The organism is Actinoplanes sp. NPDC051861 (genome assembly GCF_040681145.1).
Classification (GTDB): Bacteria; Actinomycetota; Actinomycetes; order Mycobacteriales; family Micromonosporaceae; genus Actinoplanes.
Genome location: NZ_JBFAYE010000001.1, coordinates 953,757 through 972,814, shown reverse-complemented (window position 1 = coordinate 972,814; position 19,058 = coordinate 953,757). Strand labels below are relative to the sequence as shown.

Below are 19,058 nucleotides of genomic sequence, written 5' to 3'. Positions count from 1 at the left end.
GCCTGGTCATTTCAGGGACTTCATCGTGTGCTCATCTGGGTCGTCCTACCTTGCTGGGTCGTGACGAAGCGCCGACGCCTCGTCATCGGTGGGTCCGCACGGCACGGAGACCGTACGAATGTGCTCGGCTAGCAGGCCAGTGTCAGCAACACCAGTGAGACGTAACGCACGCCCGAAGGCTCGACGTCTCTCCGCCTGCGCTAAGCAAGCCGGATCGGGATGCAGATGCGCTCCCCGCCCCGGCAGTCGACGGCCCGGATCGGGCAGAAGCCGGAGGTCTCCCCCGGATCCGGCCGCGACGAACCGCAGCAATGAAGCGGCCGGCGCGCGGTTGCGGCAGCCGACGCAGGTTCGCGTCGGGCCGACCGTGGACAAGTCTACCCCTCGATCGCGCCGGACGCTTATCCGGTCAGTTCCCCGCCTCGGCCGCATCACGGTCCGAGACGCCGGCCGGTTCGTTGTCCGGACGGATGTCGATGCGCCACCCGGTGAGCCGGGCCGCCAGCCGGGCATTCTGCCCCTCCCGGCCGATCGCCAGCGACAGCTGGAAGTCCGGCACGGTCACCCGAGCCGTACGGGTGGCGGCGTCCACCACCTCGACCCGCAGCGCCTTGGCCGGAGAGAGCGCGTTGCCGACGAACTGGGCCGGGTCCTCCGACCAGTCGATGATGTCGATCTTCTCGCCGTGGAGTTCGCTCATCACGGCGCGGACCCGCTGGCCCATCGGCCCGATGCAGGCGCCCTTGGCGTTCACTCCGGCGACGGTCGAGCGCACGGCGATCTTCGTCCGGTGACCTGCCTCACGTGCGATCGCGGCGATCTCCACGGTCCCGTCCGCGATCTCCGGCACCTCCAGGGCGAACAGCTTCTTCACCAGGGCGGGGTGGGAGCGCGACAGGGTGATCTGGGGGCCGCGGAAGCCCTTGGCCACGTGCACCACGATGCAGCGGATCCGGGACCCGTGCTCATACGTCTCTCCGGGCACCTGCTCGGACTGCGGCAGGACCGCCTCGAGCTTGCCCAGGTCGACGATGACGATGCCCTTCTCGGCCCGCGCCGCGTCGGCCTGCACCACACCGGTGACCAGGTCGCCGTCGCGTCCCGCGTACTCACCGAAGTGCTGCTCGTCGGTGGCCTCGCGCAGCCGCTGCAGGATCACCTGCTTGGCGGTCATGGCGGCGATCCGGCCGAAGTCGTGCGGGGTGTCGTCCCACTCGCGCACCACGGTGCCGTCCGGGTCGAGCTCCTGTGCCAGCACGGAGGCCACCCCGCTCTTGCGGTCGATCTCCACCCGGGCGTGGCTCTCCGCGCCCTCGGTGTGCCGGTACGCCGTCAGCAGTGCGGTCTCGATGGCCGCGAGAATGGTCTCGAACGGGATCTCCCGCTCGCGCTCCAGGGCGCGCAGCGCCGCGAGGTCGATGTTCATTCCTCGCCCTCCCCTTCGTCGTCGTCGTCTTCGTCGTCGTTCTCGTCTTCGTCGATGTCGCCGAAGTCCGCCTCGTCCATCCGCTTGAACTCGATCTGGACCTTGCCCGGACCGAGCTCGGCGAAGCCCAGCTCGCGGGTCGCGCCGTCCACGTCCAGCACGACACCGGTCTCGCCGGCCGAGACCACCCGGCCGACCACCCCGTTCACCGCGACCAGGCGGCCGACGTTGCGGCGCCAGTGGCGCGGCTCGGTCAGCGGCCGGTCGATGCCCGGCGAACCGACCTCCAACTGGTATTCCCCGCTGAGCAGCTCACCACCGGCCTCCTCGGCCGCGTCCAGCGCCGCGGAGATCTCGCGGGAGACGACGGCCACGTCGTCCAGGCTGATCCCGCCGTCGGTGTCGACCAGGACCCGCACCACGTGCCGGCGACCGGCCCGGGAGAGGGTCAGGTCCTCCAGGTCGTAACCCGCCTTCTCGACCACCGGCTCGATCACGGCCCGGACCCGCGCGCGGGCGGCGGCCAGGTCGATCCGGGGTGCGGCGGTGCGGCTCTCCGGCTCGGGCCGGGTGCGGCGGCCATCGGGACGTCCGCCGGGCCGGGCCCCGGCGCGACCACGCTGCGTCATCGGGCTCGACCTTTCATTCGCTGAGGAGTGGAAACGACTATATGCCGCCGGGCAGAACGCGGCCCCGCGGCTGACGCTGAGCGTAACGCGCCCACGCCCGGGCCGGTGCGGCGCCGCTCCGAAACCACCCCATCCGCAGGTCAGCGGCCCGTACCCACGGTCACCGGACCGGATGGTGTTGACTGGCCCGGTGATGACACCAGGAGGGCACTCCCGCCGCGGGGTGCTGGTGACCGCCGGCGCCGCCCTGAGCGCCGCGACGCTGAGTGGGTGTGGCCTGTTCGGCGACGACCCGGAGCCGCCCCCGCCGCCGGACCCGCTGCAGCCGCTGCTGGACGAGGCGCTCGCCCTGGCCGGTGCGTACGACCGGGCGATCGCCGCCCAGCCCGCGCTCGCCGCACGGCTCACCCCGCTCGCCGGCGCGCACCGGGAGCACGCCACCGAGCTCGCCCGGATGATCGGCACCGTCGCGCCCTCCGCCGTGGCCGCGCCGCCGTCGTCCGGCTCGGCCACCGACGCCGACCCCACGGGTGAGCTGCGCAAGGCCGAGCAGGCGGCACAGAAGAACGCGGTCGCGGCGTGCGGGTCGGCACCGAAGGAGCGGGCCGCGCTGGTCGGCTCGATCGCGGCCTGCCGGGCCACGCACGCCGAGGCGCTGCGCTAGGTTCGCGGCGTGAGTCAGGAACTGGCGGGCGCGCTCGCCGCCGAGGAGGCGGCCATCTATGCGTACGGGTTGATCGGCGTCCACCTCTCCGAGGACGAGCAGGACCGCGCCCGCGCCACCGAACAGGCGCATCGCGTCCGGCGTGACGACCTGGTCGGACGCCTCGACGAGCTGAAGGCGAGCACCGCGCCGGCACCGGCCGGTTACCAGCTGCCGTTCGAGGTCACCGACCGCGAGTCGGCGCTGAAGCTGGCGATCCACGTCGAGGACGGCGTGGCCCAGGCGTGGCGGGTCGTGCTGCCGGTGACCGAGGGTACCGAGCGTGTCGACGCATTGTCGGCTTTGACCGACTCCGCAGTTCGCGCTACACGATGGCGGCGGATCGCGGGTGTGGAACCGCTGACCTTGGCCTTTCCGGGTCGCGCCGGTTGAACGACAGACTTATAGCTGCCGATCGGGGCTTCCCGTAAATCACGAATACCCGAGAATGAGGGTGTGATCGACGGGATCGACACCACCACCGTCCGGGGCTCTCTGGCGGTCCGTCTGCGTGACGTGATCCAGCACCGCTGGGCGGCTGATGTCCAGGCAATCGGGGTGCACGGGTCGGTCGCACACGGCGACGACTCCGAGAGCAGCGACGTCAATCTGGTGGTCGTCACCTTCCGTCCGAGGACCGGCCCGAGGCCCACCCTGCGCAAGGTCGACGGTGTGCCGGTCCAGCTCCGGGTGATGGGCGCCGAGGAGGCCATGGGGCAGTCCCGGGTGCTCACCCCCCGCTGGCCGCTGCTGGCCGACGGGCTCATCTCCAACTTTCCGCTGTACGACCCGAAGGACTGGTTCGCCGACCAGCGTGAGGCGCACCTGACGCTGCTCGCCGAGGCGCGCCCGGTCGAGTTCAGCCAGCTGGCCCGGCACAACTGGGCGATCGCGAACGGCGCGCACGCACGTGCCGTCCGCCTCGCGCAGTGGTATGACACCGATGCCGCGCTGGTCCTGATGGCCGAGGCCCGCCTGCACGCGGCGATGGTGACCGGCCTGCTGACCAGGACGTACTTTCGGAACGAGGCGGACGCGGTCAAGCGCACCGGACTCGCCGCAGCCGACATGCAGGAGCTCAGCGCGATCCTGAACTACCAGGCCGAGGAGCTGGCCGCGCGCGGCCGCCCGGTCGACGGCACGCTCAGCGCGCTGTTCGACTAGGAAGCGGACGACTAGGAAGCGCTGACCCCGATCAGGGCGCCGATGAGGTACGTCGCGCCGGCCGCCAGCGCGCCGAGGAGCAGTTGGCGCAGGCCGCCCCGCCACCACGGGCGAGCCGTCAGCCGGGAGATCAGCGCGCCGGTGACGAACAGCCCCAGTCCGCCGACGGCCAGGGCGAGCCACAGTTGCTCGTACCCAAGAAGAAGCGTGAGAAGCGGGATCACCGCGCCCACCGCGAAGCAGACGAACGAGGAGCCGGCCGCGATCCACGGGCTGGGCAACTCGTCCGGGACCACGCCGAGCTCCTCCTGGGCGTGCACCCGCAACGCCTGGTCCGGATGGGCCTTGAGCACGTCGGCGACCTGACGGGCGAGGGCGGCGGGCAGGCCACGAGCGGTCCACGCCTGCACCAGCTCGTCGGCCTCACCCTCCGGGTTGACCCGCAGCTCGTGCAGCTCCTTGGCCAGCTCGGCGGCGACCTGCTCGTTCTGCGTGCGGACGCTGGTGTACTCGCCGATCGCCATCGAGATGGCACCGGCCACCAGACCGGCGACACCGGTGAGGATCAGCATCTGGCGATCGGCGTTCGCGCCGCCCACCCCGGCGATCAGCGCGATGTTGGTGACCAGGCCGTCCATCGCGCCGAACGTGGCCGCCCGCAGCCAGCCACCCGAGACGTCGGAGTGATGGTGCTCGACGACCTGGGTCACGGCAGGGTCAGGATCTCGTAACCGTCGTCGGTGACCACGAGCGTGTGCTCGAACTGGGCGGTCCACAGGCGGTCCTTCGTGACGACCGTCCAGCCGTCCTTCCAGATCTCGTACTCATGGGTGCCCAGGGTGATCATCGGCTCGATGGTGAACGTCATGCCGGTCTCCATGACGGTGTCCAGCCGCGGGTTGTCGTAGTGCGGCACGTAGAGCCCGGAGTGGAACGTCTCGCCGATGCCGTGCCCGGTGAAGTCGCGGACCACGCCGTAGCCGAACCGTCGCGCATACGCCTCGATGACCCGGCCGATCGCGTTGATCGGGCGGCCCGGCGCGACTGCGCGGATGCCGCGCATCATCGCCTCGTGGGTCCGCTCGACGAGCAGCCGGGCCTCCTCGCTGACCTCGCCCACGCAGAAGGTGGCGTCGGTGTCACCGTGTACGCCGTTCAGGTACGCCGTCACGTCGACGTTGATGATGTCGCCGTCCTCCAGCACCGTGGAGTCCGGGATGCCGTGACAGATCACCTCGTTGAGCGAGGTGCAGCAGGACTTGGGGAAGCCCTTGTAGCCGAGCGTCGACGGATAGGCCCCGTGGTCGAGGAGGAACTCGTGCACCACCCGGTCGATCTCGTCGGTGGTCACGCCGGGCTTGCAGTGCTCGCCCGCCAGCTGGGTGGCCTGGGCGGCGAGGCGGCCCGCGATCCGCATCTTCTCGATCGTCTCGGGGGTCTGCACGTGCGAGCCGCGCCACTCGCGAGGGCGTTTCTTGCCCACGTACTCCGGGCGGGCGATCTGAGCCGGGACCGATCGCGCACGCGACTGCTTACCCGGCACCAAGGGGGCACGTACCGTCATGACCACAGCCTATCCGGCTCGCCTGGGGGGTCTCTTCCTTGCTGGTGCCGGGAACGCTGTGAAATCGTATGTTCGTGGATCAAGAGGGTGCTGACCCCAACTTCTCGGCGATCGGTGCGGTGGCCGGCGACCGGGTCACCGTCACGGTGACCGGTGAGGTCGACATGTCCACCGCGGAGTCCCTCTACCTGGCCGCCACTCCGGACCGGGTGGGCTCCGCCACACTGGACCTGCGCGCCGTGACCTTCTTCGACTCGGCCGCCATCCACACCCTGATCCGGCTGGCCGAGCACTATCCGGGCACCCTGGAGGTCCTGCCCTCCGACCGGGTCCGGCGGGTGCTGGACATCTCCGGCCTGGGCCAGCAGCCCTGGCTCAAGGAGTAGTCAGCGGCCGTCGCAACGTCACCGATGTTCCCTCCGGCGAGCGGTGCACCGAGAGCTCGGTGAGCGCGCCGATCAGGGCCAGGCCGCGTCCGCGGAAGCCGGCGTCGCCGGCGGGCCGCCAGCGCCCGGTGTCGCGGACCGTGACCACCACCGCGCCGATGTCGAGTGACGCCTCCACGATGATCACCGCCTCGGCCGGTTCGAGCGGGTGCTCGATGGCGTTCGCAGCGGCCTCGGAGACCGCCACCACTAGGTCGAACACGTCCGCTTCGGGCACCGCGTGCGCGGCCAGGAAGTCCTCGAGGCGCCGGCGCAGGACGGTCAGCCGCTCCGGCTCGGCGGGCAGCCGCAGCACGAACTCGCGCGGCTCGGTCACCTCCAGCGCGATCAGTGCGATGTCGTCGCGCCGGGCGGACCGGGTGGCCTTCGCCAGCAGCGCCTCGAGCAGGTCCTCGACGTGCTCGGTCGGCTTGGCGGCGTCGGCCGTCAGCTCGGACAGCCCGTCGTCGATGCCGTGCCGGCGGTCCTCGATCAGGCCGTCGGTGTAGAGCAGCAGGCGGCTGGCGGCGGCGAGTTCGGTCTCCCGGGTCGGGTAGGTCACGTCGCCGAGCGCACCGATCGGCGGGCCCAGCGCCGTGTCGTACAGGAACGTGCCGGCCTCGCCGGGGGCGATCATCACGGGCGACGGGTGCCCGGCCGAGGAGTAGCGCAGCCGCCGGGTCCGCGGGTCGAAGGCGACGCAGAGCACGGTCGCGAACTGCCGGCGGCCCAGCGTGTCCACCAGCCGGTTCAGACGGGAGAGCGCGCCGCCGCAGTCGAAGCCCTCCAGCACGTACGCCCGGAGCGCGTTGCGCAGCTGCCCCATGCCCGCGGCGGCGTGCACGCCCTTGCCGACGACGTCGCCGATCACCAGGAACAGCTCGCCGTCGGGTCCGGCGATCACGTCGTACCAGTCGCCGCCGACCCGGGCCTCGCTGCTGCCCGGCACGTACCGGCCGGCCACGATGGCGCCGGGCACCCGGGGCAGCGACTGCGGCAGCAGGCTGTGCTGCAGTGTGGTCGCGATCCGGTGCTCGGTCTCGTAGAGGCGCGCGTTGGCGAGCCGCAGCCCGACGAGCCGGGCCAGCTGGATCAGCACCGCCGGTTCGGCCGGGCCGGCCGGGCCGGACCAGACGCGCAGCTCGCCGAGCGGCGGCCCGGCGGTGTCCGGCAGCGGCAGCACCAGGTCGGGCGGTGCCGAGGGCGCCGCGCCGCCGTCCTGCTCGGCCCGGGCGTCCGGTGCGGTCAGCACCACCCGGCCGGCCGAGGTCATGGCCAGCACGTGCCGGGTGGCGACGTCGAGCACCTCGGCCGTGGTCGGCACGGTGTTGAGCGCCACGGCGGCGTCGACCAGACGGCGCAACCGGTCGACGATCTCCCGCCGGATCTTGCCGAGCTCCAGGTTGGCCCGGACCCGGGCGATCAGCTCGCGGGCCGAGAACGGCTTGATCAGGTAGTCGTCGGCGCCGGCCGACAGGCCCTCGACCGCGGCCTCCTCGCCGGCCCGGGCGGAGAGCACCACGATCGGCACATCCCGGGTCCGCTCGTCGCCGCGCAGCGCCGCGATCAGGCCGAACCCGTCCAGCCGGGGCATCATCACGTCCGTCAGCACCAGGTCGAACGGGTCCTCGCGGGCCAGTTCCAGCGCCGCCACGCCGTCCACCGCGGCGACCACGTCCCAGTGCGGGCTCAGCAGCCGGGAGACGTGTTCGCGCAGGTCGGCGTTGTCGTCGGCGAGCAGGATCCGGCCACCGGCGCGCTCGCGGACCGGCTCCGGGCCGGCCGGGCCGTCACCGGCCCACCAGGTGGCCTCGTCGACCCAGAGCCGCGGCTCGGCCGACTCCGCCGCCACCGGGTCGTCGCTGACCCGGTCCGGCGGCAGGTGCGCGGTGCCGAACGGGATCCGTACGGCGAACTCGCTGCCCTGCCCCGGCGTGCTGCGCACCTCGGCCGTGCCGCCGTGCAGTTCGGCGAGCTCGCGCACCAGGGCCAGGCCGATGCCGGTGCCCTCGTGGCTGCGCGCCCACACGCCGGTGACCCGGTGGAAGCGGTCGAAGAGCAGCGCCTGCTCGGCCTCGGGAATGCCGATGCCGGTGTCGCGGACGGTGAGGACCGCGTGCCCGTCCTCGGCGTGCACCCGCACCACGACCTCACCCGCGCGGGTGAACTTCACCGCGTTGGAGAGCAGGTTGAAGACGATCTTCTCCCAGAGCTCGTGGTCGACGTGGACCGGCTCGGGCAGCGGCGGCGCCTCGACGGTGAGATCCAGCCCGGCGCGCTCGGTCGCGGGGCGGAACGTGCCGGCCAGCCGCGCGGTGTGCCCGGCCAGGTCGGTCGGCCGGTACACCGCGCGCATCCGGCCGGACTCCAGCCGGGAGAAGTCGAGCACGGTGTTGACCAGCTTCAGCAGGCGCAGGCCGTTGCGGTGCACCGGGCGCAGCCGGTCGCGCAGGCCGTCGGGCGTGGCCGGGTCGGCGAGCAGGTCCTCCAGCGGGCCCAGGATCAACGTCAGCGGGGTACGGAACTCATGGCTCACGTTGGAGAAGAAGTTCGTCTTGGCCTGGTCCAGAGCGGCCAGCTCGGCAGCACGGCGGCGCTCCTGCTCGTACGCCCGCGCGTTCGCCACCGCCCGGGAGATCTGCGCCACGGCGAGGTCCAGGAAGTCCCGGTAGTCGCCCTCCAGCTCGAGCACCCGGCTCAGCCCGACGACCAGCGCGCCGACCGTGTCCGCGCCGACGCCGATCGGCAGCACGAGCGCCTCGTCGGCGGCGCGGGACGGTGGCTGGGCCACCAGCGCGCGCAGCGGCACCCATCCCGGGCGGCCGTCACGGATCACCGCGTCGATCACCGGCTGGACCGGGCCGGGCGGGTCGAGGATCAGTGCCGCGTACGGCACGTCGGCGGCGTTCTCGCAGAGCACCGCGGCGGCGTCGCCGGGTGAGTCGGCCAGCCGGCGGCCGAGGGCGCTGAGCGTCCGCACCCGGCGTTCGCTGAGCACCCGTCCGGTCGTGTCGGTGACGATGCAGAACACCCCGCCCGCGACACCGGAGTCGTCCCGGATCGGGTCGTACGAGATGTCGAAGTACGCCTCCTCGAGGAACCCGTGCCGTTCCAGGAGGAAGGGGTGGTCGGGCGCGTAGAACGACCGGTCACCGGCGAGCACGCCGTCGAACAGCTCGTGCAGCACGTCCCACGTCTCGGCCCACAGCTCCCGGCCGGGCCGGCCGAGGTACCGCGGGTGTTTGCCGCCCAGCGCGGCGATGTACGCGTCGTTGTAGAGCGACGTGTACTCCGGGCCCCAGAAGATGATGATCTGTGTGCGCGACGCCAGCATCGTGACGACCGCGTTCACGAGCTCGTCCGGCCAGGTCGCGGGGTCGCCGATCGGTGAGGCGGACCAGTCCAGAGCGGACATCCGCGCGCCCATCTCGCCGCCGCGCTCGAAGGCGATGCGCAGCCGGCTCGGCAGGGCACCCATTTCATGCCTCCCACGGCTCTTCCGGGACCGGTCGGAACACCCGGCCCGGTGGCACCGTAGCACCGGCGAACGGGCACCGCCCCGCACGCGCCGCCCGAGATCGACTTCGGACTACGCCGCCATCACCCGGGCTCGGGTGGCGGCCTCGGCGAGCGCGGCGAAGGACCGGAGGTCGGGAGTGCGTTCCGGGTGCCACTGCACGCCCAGGGCGAACGTCCGGCCGGGATGCTCGATGATCTCCACGACCTCGTCCTCGGGGCACCAGCCGACCGGGACGAACTCACCCGGATCGGCGACCGCCTGATGGTGGAACGAATTCACCGTGAGGGACCGGCCGAAGTACGCGTGCGCCCGGCTCCGCTCGTCGACGAGCACGTCGTGCCGGCCGTAGTCGGAGGCGTTCGCGGCCAGCGGGTCGGTGACCGGCGCGGCCCGGTGCCGCTCGTGGCCGATCAGGTCGGGCAGGTGCTGGTGCAGGGAGCCGCCGGTGGCCACGGCCATCACCTGCATGCCCCGGCAGACGCCGAGGACGGGCAGGTCCGCCTCCAGCGCGGCGCGCATCAGCATCAGCTCGGCGGCGTCGCGGGCCTTGTCCACTTCGGTCGCCGGGTGCGCGGTGGCGCCCCAGTGCGACGGATCGATGTCACCCCCGCCGGTGAAGACCACGCCGTCCAGCGACTCCAGCACGTCGGTGCCGGGGTCGTCCGGAGTGATCAGAACGGCCCGGCCACCGGTGGCGTGCACCGCGCGCACATAGGTCATCGGGAGCATTCCGGCCATCAGTTCGTTGCGGCCGTACTGCACGTGCTCGGCGTACGCGGTGAGGCCGATGAGGGGTCGTCGCATGCGGGCGGGTTTCTCCTTACGTGTTCGTTGCCGCCGCGATCAGCGCTCCGAAGAGCCGCCGGTCGCGGCTCACCTCGGGATGCCACTGAACGCCGAGGACAAATCGGCGCTCCGGATCCTCGACCGCCTCGGGCAGGCCGTCGGCGGCCCGTCCGGTGACGGTCAGCGACCCGGCGTCGGCGACACCCTGGTGATGGAAACAGTTGATCGTGACGTCCTCGCCCATAAGGTCGGCGATGCGACTGCCGGGGGTGAATTCGGCGGACTGCGAGCCGTACACCCCCGGTGCCGGGCGGTGCTTCTCGTGGCCGAACACGTCGGGCAGGTGCTGGTGCAGGGAACCGCCGGAGGCCACGGTCAGCAGCTGCATGCCACGGCAGACGGCGAGCAGCGGCAGGTCGCGGTCGAGGGCGGCGCGCAGCAGCACCAGCTCGGCGGTGTCCCGGTCCGGATGCGTGACGGTGTGCGGGCCCGGCCGCTGCCCGTACAGCGAGGGCTCCACGTCGGGGCCGCCGGAGAGCAGCAGCCCGTCGATCCGGTCCAGCACGTCGGCGTCGAGGTCGTCCGGGGGCAGGAGCACGGCACGGCCACCGGCCAGCCGGACCGCCTCGGCGTAGTCGTGCGGGACCAGCGCGGACGGGAGGTCGTGCCAGACGCCCCAGGTAGCAGGCAAGACGTATGTCGTTATGCCGATGATCGGACGCATCGCACCACCGTAGTCACAGGCGCGCGGCGCCGGAGAACCGGCGCCGCGTGACGGGCCCATCTGTCCCACCCACACGGGGATCGGAACCCGTGCGGGCGGGGATTCGGCCCCTGCACCCAGTGTGAGCTGGGCGTACCAGGGACCGTTCCCAGCGTAGCCGCTGCTGAAACATCACAGCGGTGTTACGTAAGCTCCGGTGATACCGCCGTCGACGACGAACTGCGACGCGGTCATGAACGACGCGTCGTCGCTCGCCAGGAACGCCACCGCGGCGGCGATCTCGTCCGGTTCGGCGAACCGGCCCATCGGCACGTGCACCAGACGGCGGGCCGCGCGCTCCGGGTCCTTCGCGAACAGTTCCATCAGCAACGGGGTGGCGACCGGTCCCGGGCAGAGCGCGTTGATCCGGATGCCCTCGCGGGCGAACTGGACGCCGAGCTCGCGGGTCATCGCCAGCACGCCGCCCTTGCTCGCGGTGTAGGCGATCTGCGAGGTGGCCGCGCCGAGCAGGGCGACGAACGACGCGGTGTTGATGATCGAGCCCTTACCCTGCCGCTGCATGTGCGGGATCGCGTACTTGCAGCAGAAGAAGACGCTGGTCGTGTTGACCTTGAGGACCCGCTCCCAGGCGTCCAGGCCGGTGACCAGGATCGAGTCGTCGTCGGGCGGGGAGATACCGGCGTTGTTGAACGCGATGTCCACTCGGCCGTGGCGTGCGGCGACGCCGTCGAAGAGCGCCTTCACCTGCTCCTCGTCACTGACGTCACAGGCAACGAACTCGCCGCCGACCTCCTCCGCAACCGATTTACCCGCTTTTTCGGAAATATCAACGCAAACGACGAAAGCGCCCTCGGCCGCGAACCGCCGCGCTGTCGCCAATCCGATCCCACTGCCGGCCCCGGTGATCACGGCGATCCGGTCCTGCAAACGATCCACTTCGTCACTCCCCCATAGCCAGGAACACGTTCTTCACATCGGTGAACGACAGCAGCGCGTCCGGGCCCAGCTCCCGGCCGAGACCGGACTGCTTCATGCCGCCGAACGGTGTCCAATATCGGACCGAGGAGTTGCTGTTCACGCTGAGCGCACCGGTCTCCACCGCGCGCGACATCCGCAGCGCGCGTCCCAGATCACGGGTCCAGATCGAGCCGGAGAGTCCGTACTCGGTGTCGTTGGCCAGCCGGATCGCCTCCTGTTCGTCGCGGAACGGCAGCACCGAGACGACCGGGCCGAAGATCTCCTCACGCCAGTGGCGATCATCGGCCGAGTGCGCCAGCAGCACGGTGGGCGGGAACCACCATCCGGCACCCTGCGGCGAGGTGCCGCGGAACGCGACGTCAGAGCTTTGGACGTACGACGTGACGACATCCCTCTGCCCCGAGGAGATCAGCGGGCCCATCTCCGCCTGGTCGTCCGCCGGATCACGAACCCGGAACGCCCGCACGGCCGGCTCCAGGAGCGCGAGGAACCTGTCGTACACCGACTGCTCGACCAGCAGCCGCGAGCGCGCGCAGCAGTCCTGGCCGGCGTTGTCGAAGACCGCGCCCGGCGCCCCGGCGGCCGCCGCCTCCAGGTCCGCGTCCGCGAACACGATGTTGGCGCTCTTGCCGCCCAGCTCCAGCGTCACCCGCTTCACCTGGTCCGCGCAGCCCGCCATGATCGATTTACCGACCTCGGTGGAACCGGTGAAGCAGACCTTGCGTACCGCCGGGTGGGTGACGAACCGCTGCCCCACCACGCTGCCCTTGCCCGGCAGCACCTGGAACACGTGCTCCGGCAGCCCGGCCTCCAGCGCCAGCTCACCGAGCCGGATCGCGGTCAGCGGGGTCAGCTCGGCCGGCTTCAGCACGACCGTGTTGCCGGCCGCCAGCGCGGGCGCGAAACCCCAGCCGGCGATCGGCATCGGGAAGTTCCACGGCACGATGATCCCGACGACACCGAGCGGCTCGTGGAACGTCACGTCGATGCCACCGGCCACCGGGATCTGCCGCCCGATCAGCCGCTCCGGCGCGCCCGCGTAGTAGTTGAGCACGTCCCGGACGTTGCCCGCCTCCCAGCGCGCGTTGCCGATCGTGTGACCCGCGTTGCGTACCTCCAGCTGCGCGAGCTCTTCGATGTGCTCCTCCACCACCGCCGCGAAGCGGCGCAGCAGCCGCGCCCGCTCACCCGGCGCCACCGCACGCCACCGGGCGAAGGCCCGCTCCGCCCGCTCGATCGCGGCATCGGTCTCGGCAAGATCCAGCGACGGCACGGTCGCGAAGACCTCCCCCGTCGCCGGGTTGATCACATCGGTCACGCCTTGATCATCCCCTCCGGCGGCCGGTTTTCACAGACGTTCGAAGCCCCGGCGCAACTCCCAGTCGGTGACCGCGGCGTCGAAGGCCACGAGCTCGACCCGGGCCATGTTCGCGTAGTGCGCGACCACGTCCGCGCCGAACGCCGCCTCGGCGAGCCCGCTGCCCGCCCACAGCTCGGAAGCCTCGCGCAGCGTGCCCGGCACCCGCCCGGCACTCTCGTCCTGGTACGCGTTGCCCACGAACTCGTCCTCCAGCGACAGCTCGTTCTCGATCCCGTGCAGCGCGCCCGCGATCAGAGCCGCGATCGCCAGGTACGGGTTGACGTCCCCGCCCGGCACCCGGTTCTCCACCCGCATGCCCTGGCCGTGCCCGGCGATCCGCAGCGCGCAGGTCCGGTTGTCCACACCCCAGCGCAGCGCGGTCGGCGCGAACGATCCCGGCTGGTACCGCTTGTAGGAGTTGATGTTCGGCGCGAACAGCAGGCTGAACTCGCGCATCGTGGCGAGCAGCCCGGCCAGCACCCGCTGACCGGTCTCGCTCAGGTGCGCCGGGCCGTCGCCGAGCATCGCCGACCGGCCGCTCTCGCCGCGCAACGAGAAGTGGATGTGGCAGGAGTTGCCCTCGCGGTCGTTCGGCTTGGCCATGAACGTGAGCGACATGCCCTCCTGCGCGGCGATCTCCTTGGCGCCGTTCTTGTAGATCACGTGCTGGTCGGCGGCGGTGAGCGCGTCCGCGTACCGGAAAGCGATCTCGTGCTGGCCGAAGTTGCACTCGCCCTTGGCGCTCTCCGGGGTGAGCCCGGCGCCGTACATCTCGTTGCGGATCCGGCGCAGCAGCGGCTCCACCCGAGAGGTGCCGAGCAGCGAATAGTCCACGTTGTACTGATTGGCGGGAGTCAGGTCCCGGTAGTTCTTGGTGAACGCGTGCTCGTAGGAGTCCTTGTAGAGGACGAACTCCAGTTCGGTGCCGGCGTACGCCGAGAGTCCGTGCGCCGCCAGCCGGTCGAGCTGGCGGCGCAGGATCTGGCGGGGCGACGGCGGCACCGGCTGGCCCGACGTGTCGGTGAGGTCGGCCAGGACCAGCGCGGTGCCGGGCAGCCACGGGACGCGGCGCAGCGTGGAGAAGTCCGGCCGCATCACGAAGTCGCCGTAACCGGTGGACCACGAGGACATCTCGTACCCGTCGACGGTGTTCATGTCGACGTCCACGGCGAGCAGGTAGTTGCAGCCCTCGCTCCCGCCGGACACCACCTCGTCCATGAAGTACCGCCCGTGCAGCCGCTTGCCCTGAAGCCGGCCCTGCATGTCGGTCAGGGCCAGCAGCACGGTGTCGATGCTGCCGTTGTCGACGGCGACGTCGAGCTCCTCGAGATCCATGAATACAGTCCTATCAGTCGTTGGCCGTGGGCATGGTCTGCTCGCCGTGCGCGGCCTTCTCGATCAGGTTCTGCTTCGGCCCGGTGAACCACTTGCGGGCGCTGGCGAACCACCACACGGTGGCCGCACCGAGCACCACCGCCACGGCGACGATCGTGTAGTTGAACGTCGTCGTGGTGATCGGGCTGGCCGTGGGGAGGACGAACAGCACGCAGATGACGCCTACCCAGATGATCGCGATCCAGCCCACCGGAGCACTCCACCTGCCGAGGTTCCACGGGCCGGGCACGAAGTCCGCGCCCAGCCTCCGCCGCAGCAGCACCGGTCCGACGTACGCGATGTACAGGCCGATCACCGCGATCGAGGTGGCCGCCAGGTAGGCGGTGGTGTTCCACAGCGAGGGCAGCACCAGCAGGACGGAGAGGCTGACGCAGAGCCAGATCGAGTTGGTCGGCGTGCCGGTACGCGGGTTGACCTTCTTCCAGATCCGCGAGCCGGGCAGGGCGTCGTCGCGGGCGAAGGCGTACGACATCCGGGAGTTGGCGGTGACCGAGGCCATGCCGCAGAACCACTGCGCGACCATGCAGATGAACAGCAGGAACGTACCGGTGTCGTGTCCTGCCGCGTCGATGAAGATCTGCGCCGGCGGCAGCGCCAGCTCGCTGGTCCGCGCGCCCTCGTAGTCCTGAATGGACCAGGTGATCGCGAAGAGCAGGACGAAACCGGCGATGACCGAGACGACCACCGACATCACGATGCCGCGCGGCGCCGCACGGGCCGCGTCGTGGGTCTCCTCCGCGACGTGCGCCGAGGCGTCGTACCCGGTGTACGTGTACTGCGCCATCAGCAGACCGATCAGCACGGCGTACACGCTCGCCCCGGCGAAGGTGAAGCCGGTGGCGTTCTGCACCTCGAAGAACACCTCGGAGATCGGCTTGTGGTTGTCCGGCACGACGGCCAGCACCCCGACGATCACCGCGACGCCGACCAGGTGCCACCAGGCGCTCACGTCGGAGAGCACCCGCACCAGGTTCACGCCGAACGTGTTCAGCAGGCCGTGCACGGCGATGATGACCAGGAAGATCAGGAACGTCCGCCCGGTCGTCACCTCCATGTCGAAGGTGAGGCTGAGGAACGCCGAGGTGGTGATCGCGGCGCCGAAGTCGATCGCGGCGGTCACCGCGACCTCGCCGAGGAAGTTGAACCATCCGATGAACCAGGCCCACGCGGCCTTGTTGCGCTTGGCCAGCGCCGCGGCCCACCAGTAGAGGGCGCCGGCGGTCGGATAGGCCGAGCAGACCTCGGCCATCGCGAGCGCCACGAAGGTCACCATGATGCCGACGAACAGCCAGCCCAGGGTGATCGCCATCGGCCCGCCGGCGGTCATCGCGATCCCGTACGAGGTGATCGCACCGGCCAGGATGGAGATGATCGAGAACGAGACGGCGAAGTTGGAGAAGCCGGAGAGCCGGCGGTGCAGTTCCTGCTTGTATCCGAGTTGGGCGAGACGTTCCTCGTCTGTGGTCATGTAACTGCTCCCTTGCCCGAAGGGTTGTGACCTGAGCCACTCATGCGGTGATGATCTCTCCGTCGTGTTACGGGCGTCAATGACCAGCGTTAATTGCGTTGCCGCGCTGGGGAGCCGGTGCGAGCCTTGACTCAGCGGTTCCTCGGCAGGGCCGCGAGTCACGGGTTGGCGCGGAGCGCGGTCACCTCTCTCACTTTTCACGCGCCCGCTCCGCGCCGCCATACCGAAGACATCGATCGTTGCAACAGTTTGCGCAGCTCAGTCAGACTTATCGGCTAAAAAATCTACAGCGGCGAGTCTAGAAATCAGCCCGCGACGGGCATACATTCAGGTTGCCGGCCACGGTCGGCAAGCAACTGGCACAGTCGCTGAGTTGGAGAAGGAGGACGAGATACCGCAGCAACGCGAAATCACGACGTCCCCGAACCGACAAGAGGTGATCGCAGCCGATGCCCATCACTCCGGTCGACTGCTAGCGGCACGCAGCCGGTCGACCACATGAGCCGGCAGAGCCGGCACAAGAATTGAAAAGCCAGGGCCCCGGTTACCCGCCGGGGCCCTGGACTATGGATCCGAAAGGAATCATGGCCAACAGCGCTGACCAGCCGGAGTTCTCCATGGGCCGGGCCGCCGAACTGATCGGCGTGACCCCGGCGTTTCTTCGCAGCCTGGACGAGGCCGGCCTGATCTCGCCGGAGCGCTCGGCCGGCGGTCACCGTCGTTACTCCCGCCATCAACTCGACCTCGCCGCCCGGGTCCGGCAGCTGCTGGACGAGGGCCTCCTGCTCACCGCCGCGTGCCGCGTCGTCAGCCTGGAGGATCAGCTCGACGCCGCGCACCGCCGGATCGCCGAACTCGAGGGCGCTCTGATCCCCCGCCAGACCCGCCGCGATCTGGGCACCACCCGCTACTACCGCGCACCGGCCGCCAGACCCTGACCTGGCCGCGTCCCGGGGTGACGTGCGATGGTCGCCCCATGCCTTCCTGGACTGCCGACGAGTGGCGGCGCCCCGGCCCGACCGCCGCCCAGATGCGCAACGACCTTTGGATCGGGCTGGCGTGCGTCGTCGTGGTCGTGCTCAACCTCTTCCTCTCCCGCAGCGCCGGAATCCTGGCCACCGAGGACTCGCCGGGCCGCATCGAGCAGATCGCCTGGGCGGTCGGCACCACGCTCCCGCTGGCCTGGCGGCGCCGGTGGCCGGAGGCGGTCGCCATCGTGATCTCGGTGGTCTACATCGGCGGGCAGATCCGAGTCGCGCAGGAGCAGCAGGTCACGTCGTTCGTCCTCTACGCCGCCATGTACACGCTGGGCGCCTGGGGGCCGAACCGGCAGCGTGCGCGGTTCGAGCGCCTCGGGATCATCGTGGTGATGTTCACGTGGCTCACCGTCTCGGTCGCCATGGCCTGGGACAAGATCCTGAACCAGGACTTCGACGGCGCCTCCGGGGAGCTCCCGGCGCTCTGGTCGGTGATCTTCAACCTGTACATCGTCAACGCGATCTACTTCGCCTCGGTCTACCTCGTCGGTGACGCGGCCTGGAACGCCGCCCGCCGCCTGGCGCTGGTCGAGTCCCAGGCCGCCGAGCTGCGAGCGGCACAGGACGCCGCGGCCGAGCGGGCGGTGCTCGGCGAGCGCGTCCGGATCGCCCGTGAGCTGCACGACGTGGTGGCGCATCACGTGTCGGTGATGGGCATCCAGGCCTCCGCCTGCCGCCGGGCGCTGGACAAGGACCCGGAACGGGCACGGACCGCGCTCACCGCGATCGAGGAGGGCGCTCGGACAGCGGTCGACGAACTGCGGCGCATGCTGGGCGCGCTGCGGGCCTCCGGGGCGACGGCCGAGGCCGCGCCGGCCGGGATCGACCGGGTGGGCGAGATCGCGGACAACGCGCGCGAGGCGGGACTCGAGGTTCACTTCGCGACGTTCGGCGACCCGATGCCGCTGCCGGACTCGGTGTCGCAGGCCGCGTACCGGATCGTGCAGGAGGCGGCCACCAACACTCTCAAGCACGCGCATGCCCGTACCCTCGACATCCGTATCCGGTACCTGTCGGGGGAGCTGGAGATGGACATCGCGGACGACGGGCGGGGCGGCGTGTCGTCCCCGGCGGCCGGAATGGGGCTGATCGGCATGCGGGAACGGGTGGCCGTGCACGAGGGCACGCTCGAACACGGGCCGCGGGGCGACGGCGGTTATCGGGTGCGGGTGCGGTTGCCGTACACGCCGGTGCTCGTCGGGACCGGGGCCGAGGCGTGAGCGTCCGGGTGCTCCTGGCCGACGACCACCAGCTGGTGCGCACCGGCTTCCGTGTCATCCTCGAGATGGAGGACGACATCACCGTGGTCGGCGAGGCGGCCGACGGCGTGCAGGCGGTCGACCTCGCGCTGTCGCTGCGCCCCGACGTGGTGCTGATGGACGTGGAGATGCCCGGCGTGGACGGGCTGGAGGCCACCCGCCGGATCGCCGCGCAGGCCGGCCCGTCGGTGCTGATCCTGACCACCTTCGACCGGGACGACTACCTGTTCGCCGCGCTGCAGGCCGGCGCGAGCGGGTTCCTGCTGAAGAACGGCACCCCGGAGGCGCTGACCGAGGCGGTCCGGGTGATCGCGGCCGGCGACGCCCTGCTGGCACCGGCCGTGACGCGCCGGGTCATCGCCGAGTTCACCACGCCCCGCCAGCGCAACCCGGAGCCGGGCGTACGCCTCGACGACCTCACCCCGCGCGAGCACGAGGTGCTTGTCCAGCTGGCCGGTGGCGCCACCAACGCGGAGATCGCGTCGGCCCTGCACCTGGGCGAGACGACGGTCAAGACACACGTCAGCCGGGTGCTGCAGAAGCTCGGCGCCCGCGACCGCACGCAGGCCGTGGTGCTCGCGTACGAGCTGGGGGTGGTTCGGCCGGGAGCATGAGGGGTC

General features: G+C 70.9%; 19 protein-coding genes. 7 read left to right on the top strand and 12 right to left on the bottom strand.

What is annotated here, in order from left to right; genetic code table 11:
- Window positions 1–45: 45 nt before the first annotated feature.
- The 3 genes from AB0M02_RS04790 to rimP are packed head-to-tail and all read right to left on the bottom strand — an operon-like array spanning window position 46 to window position 2,055.
- Window positions 46–375 (bottom strand): YlxR family protein, encoded by a 330-nt coding sequence (locus AB0M02_RS04790; RefSeq protein WP_364221439.1) that lies wholly within the window; start codon window positions 373–375, stop codon window positions 46–48.
- Between the two features lie 34 nt (window positions 376–409).
- Window positions 410–1,426: a transcription termination factor NusA gene (gene nusA / locus AB0M02_RS04785; protein ID WP_364221436.1), complete on the bottom strand. Its 1,017-nt coding sequence runs from the start codon at window positions 1,424–1,426 to the stop codon at window positions 410–412.
- Complete coding sequence (rimP, locus tag AB0M02_RS04780) at window positions 1,423–2,055, bottom strand: ribosome maturation factor RimP (RefSeq protein WP_364221433.1); 633 nt, start codon at window positions 2,053–2,055, stop codon at window positions 1,423–1,425. Before rimP ends, nusA begins: the two co-directional genes overlap by 4 nt.
- A 193-nt stretch (window positions 2,056–2,248) precedes the next feature.
- Between rimP and AB0M02_RS04775 the strand changes: the two genes are divergently transcribed.
- The 3 genes from AB0M02_RS04775 (at window position 2,249) to AB0M02_RS04765 (ending at window position 3,922) form a co-directional block, all read left to right on the top strand.
- Window positions 2,249–2,719 (top strand): hypothetical protein, encoded by a 471-nt coding sequence (locus tag AB0M02_RS04775; RefSeq protein WP_364222566.1) that lies wholly within the window; start codon window positions 2,249–2,251, stop codon window positions 2,717–2,719.
- Between the two features lie 9 nt (window positions 2,720–2,728).
- Complete coding sequence (locus AB0M02_RS04770; protein ID WP_364221430.1) at window positions 2,729–3,151, top strand: ferritin-like domain-containing protein; 423 nt, start codon at window positions 2,729–2,731, stop codon at window positions 3,149–3,151.
- A gap of 63 nt (window positions 3,152–3,214) precedes the next feature.
- Window positions 3,215–3,922 carry a nucleotidyltransferase domain-containing protein gene (locus tag AB0M02_RS04765; protein ID WP_364221427.1) on the top strand — a complete coding sequence of 236 codons (708 nt, stop codon included), beginning with the start codon at window positions 3,215–3,217 and terminating at the stop codon, window positions 3,920–3,922.
- Between the two features lie 11 nt (window positions 3,923–3,933).
- Here AB0M02_RS04765 and AB0M02_RS04760 read toward each other — a convergent pair whose 3' ends face one another.
- Together AB0M02_RS04760 and map are read right to left on the bottom strand one after the other, a co-directional pair.
- Window positions 3,934–4,632 (bottom strand): VIT1/CCC1 transporter family protein, encoded by a 699-nt coding sequence (locus tag AB0M02_RS04760; protein ID WP_364221424.1) that lies wholly within the window; start codon window positions 4,630–4,632, stop codon window positions 3,934–3,936.
- Window positions 4,629–5,486, bottom strand: coding sequence for a type I methionyl aminopeptidase (map, locus tag AB0M02_RS04755; protein ID WP_364221421.1), 858 nt, complete (start codon window positions 5,484–5,486; stop codon window positions 4,629–4,631). Before map ends, AB0M02_RS04760 begins: the two co-directional genes overlap by 4 nt.
- A gap of 68 nt (window positions 5,487–5,554) precedes the next feature.
- Here map and AB0M02_RS04750 point away from each other — a divergent pair, with 68 nt between their 5' ends.
- Window positions 5,555–5,872 carry an STAS domain-containing protein gene (locus tag AB0M02_RS04750; RefSeq protein WP_364221418.1) on the top strand — a complete coding sequence of 106 codons (318 nt, stop codon included), beginning with the start codon at window positions 5,555–5,557 and terminating at the stop codon, window positions 5,870–5,872.
- On the opposite strand, the gene AB0M02_RS04745 is transcribed toward AB0M02_RS04750, so the two are convergent.
- From AB0M02_RS04745 to AB0M02_RS04715, 7 genes are all read right to left on the bottom strand, one after another.
- Window positions 5,862–9,389 carry a SpoIIE family protein phosphatase gene (locus AB0M02_RS04745; RefSeq protein ID WP_364221415.1) on the bottom strand — a complete coding sequence of 1,176 codons (3,528 nt, stop codon included), beginning with the start codon at window positions 9,387–9,389 and terminating at the stop codon, window positions 5,862–5,864. The two genes, AB0M02_RS04750 and AB0M02_RS04745, sit on opposite strands and share 11 nt — an antisense overlap.
- Window positions 9,390–9,500: 111 nt before the next feature.
- Window positions 9,501–10,235, bottom strand: coding sequence for a gamma-glutamyl-gamma-aminobutyrate hydrolase family protein (locus AB0M02_RS04740; protein WP_364221412.1), 735 nt, complete (start codon window positions 10,233–10,235; stop codon window positions 9,501–9,503).
- A gap of 16 nt (window positions 10,236–10,251) precedes the next feature.
- The gene (locus AB0M02_RS04735; protein ID WP_364221409.1) at window positions 10,252–10,941 is read right to left on the bottom strand and encodes a gamma-glutamyl-gamma-aminobutyrate hydrolase family protein; all 690 of its coding nucleotides are present in this window, start codon (window positions 10,939–10,941) and stop codon (window positions 10,252–10,254) included.
- A 171-nt stretch (window positions 10,942–11,112) separates the two neighbouring features.
- Window positions 11,113–11,877: a 3-oxoacyl-ACP reductase gene (locus tag AB0M02_RS04730; protein ID WP_364221406.1), complete on the bottom strand. Its 765-nt coding sequence runs from the start codon at window positions 11,875–11,877 to the stop codon at window positions 11,113–11,115.
- Between the two features lie 4 nt (window positions 11,878–11,881).
- Entirely contained in the window at window positions 11,882–13,237 is a 1,356-nt protein-coding gene (locus AB0M02_RS04725; protein WP_364221403.1) for an aldehyde dehydrogenase family protein, read from the bottom strand.
- 30 nt (window positions 13,238–13,267) lie between these two features.
- A complete protein-coding gene (locus AB0M02_RS04720) occupies window positions 13,268–14,614 on the bottom strand; it encodes a glutamine synthetase family protein (RefSeq protein ID WP_364221400.1) in 1,347 nt (448 codons plus the stop codon).
- Window positions 14,615–14,627: 13 nt separating this feature from the next.
- Window positions 14,628–16,142 carry an amino acid permease gene (locus AB0M02_RS04715; protein WP_364221397.1) on the bottom strand — a complete coding sequence of 505 codons (1,515 nt, stop codon included), beginning with the start codon at window positions 16,140–16,142 and terminating at the stop codon, window positions 14,628–14,630.
- Between the two features lie 584 nt (window positions 16,143–16,726).
- Between AB0M02_RS04715 and AB0M02_RS04710 the strand changes: the two genes are divergently transcribed.
- From AB0M02_RS04710 to AB0M02_RS04700, 3 genes are read left to right on the top strand one after another with little or no spacing between them, the layout of a single operon-like run.
- The gene (locus AB0M02_RS04710; protein WP_364221395.1) at window positions 16,727–17,080 is read left to right on the top strand and encodes a MerR family transcriptional regulator; all 354 of its coding nucleotides are present in this window, start codon (window positions 16,727–16,729) and stop codon (window positions 17,078–17,080) included.
- A gap of 38 nt (window positions 17,081–17,118) precedes the next feature.
- Complete coding sequence (locus tag AB0M02_RS04705) at window positions 17,119–18,399, top strand: sensor histidine kinase (RefSeq protein WP_364221392.1); 1,281 nt, start codon at window positions 17,119–17,121, stop codon at window positions 18,397–18,399.
- Window positions 18,396–19,052 carry a response regulator transcription factor gene (locus tag AB0M02_RS04700; RefSeq protein WP_364221389.1) on the top strand — a complete coding sequence of 219 codons (657 nt, stop codon included), beginning with the start codon at window positions 18,396–18,398 and terminating at the stop codon, window positions 19,050–19,052. The genes AB0M02_RS04705 and AB0M02_RS04700 overlap by 4 nt, the downstream gene beginning before the upstream one ends.
- The last annotated feature ends 6 nt before the right edge of the window (window positions 19,053–19,058 follow it).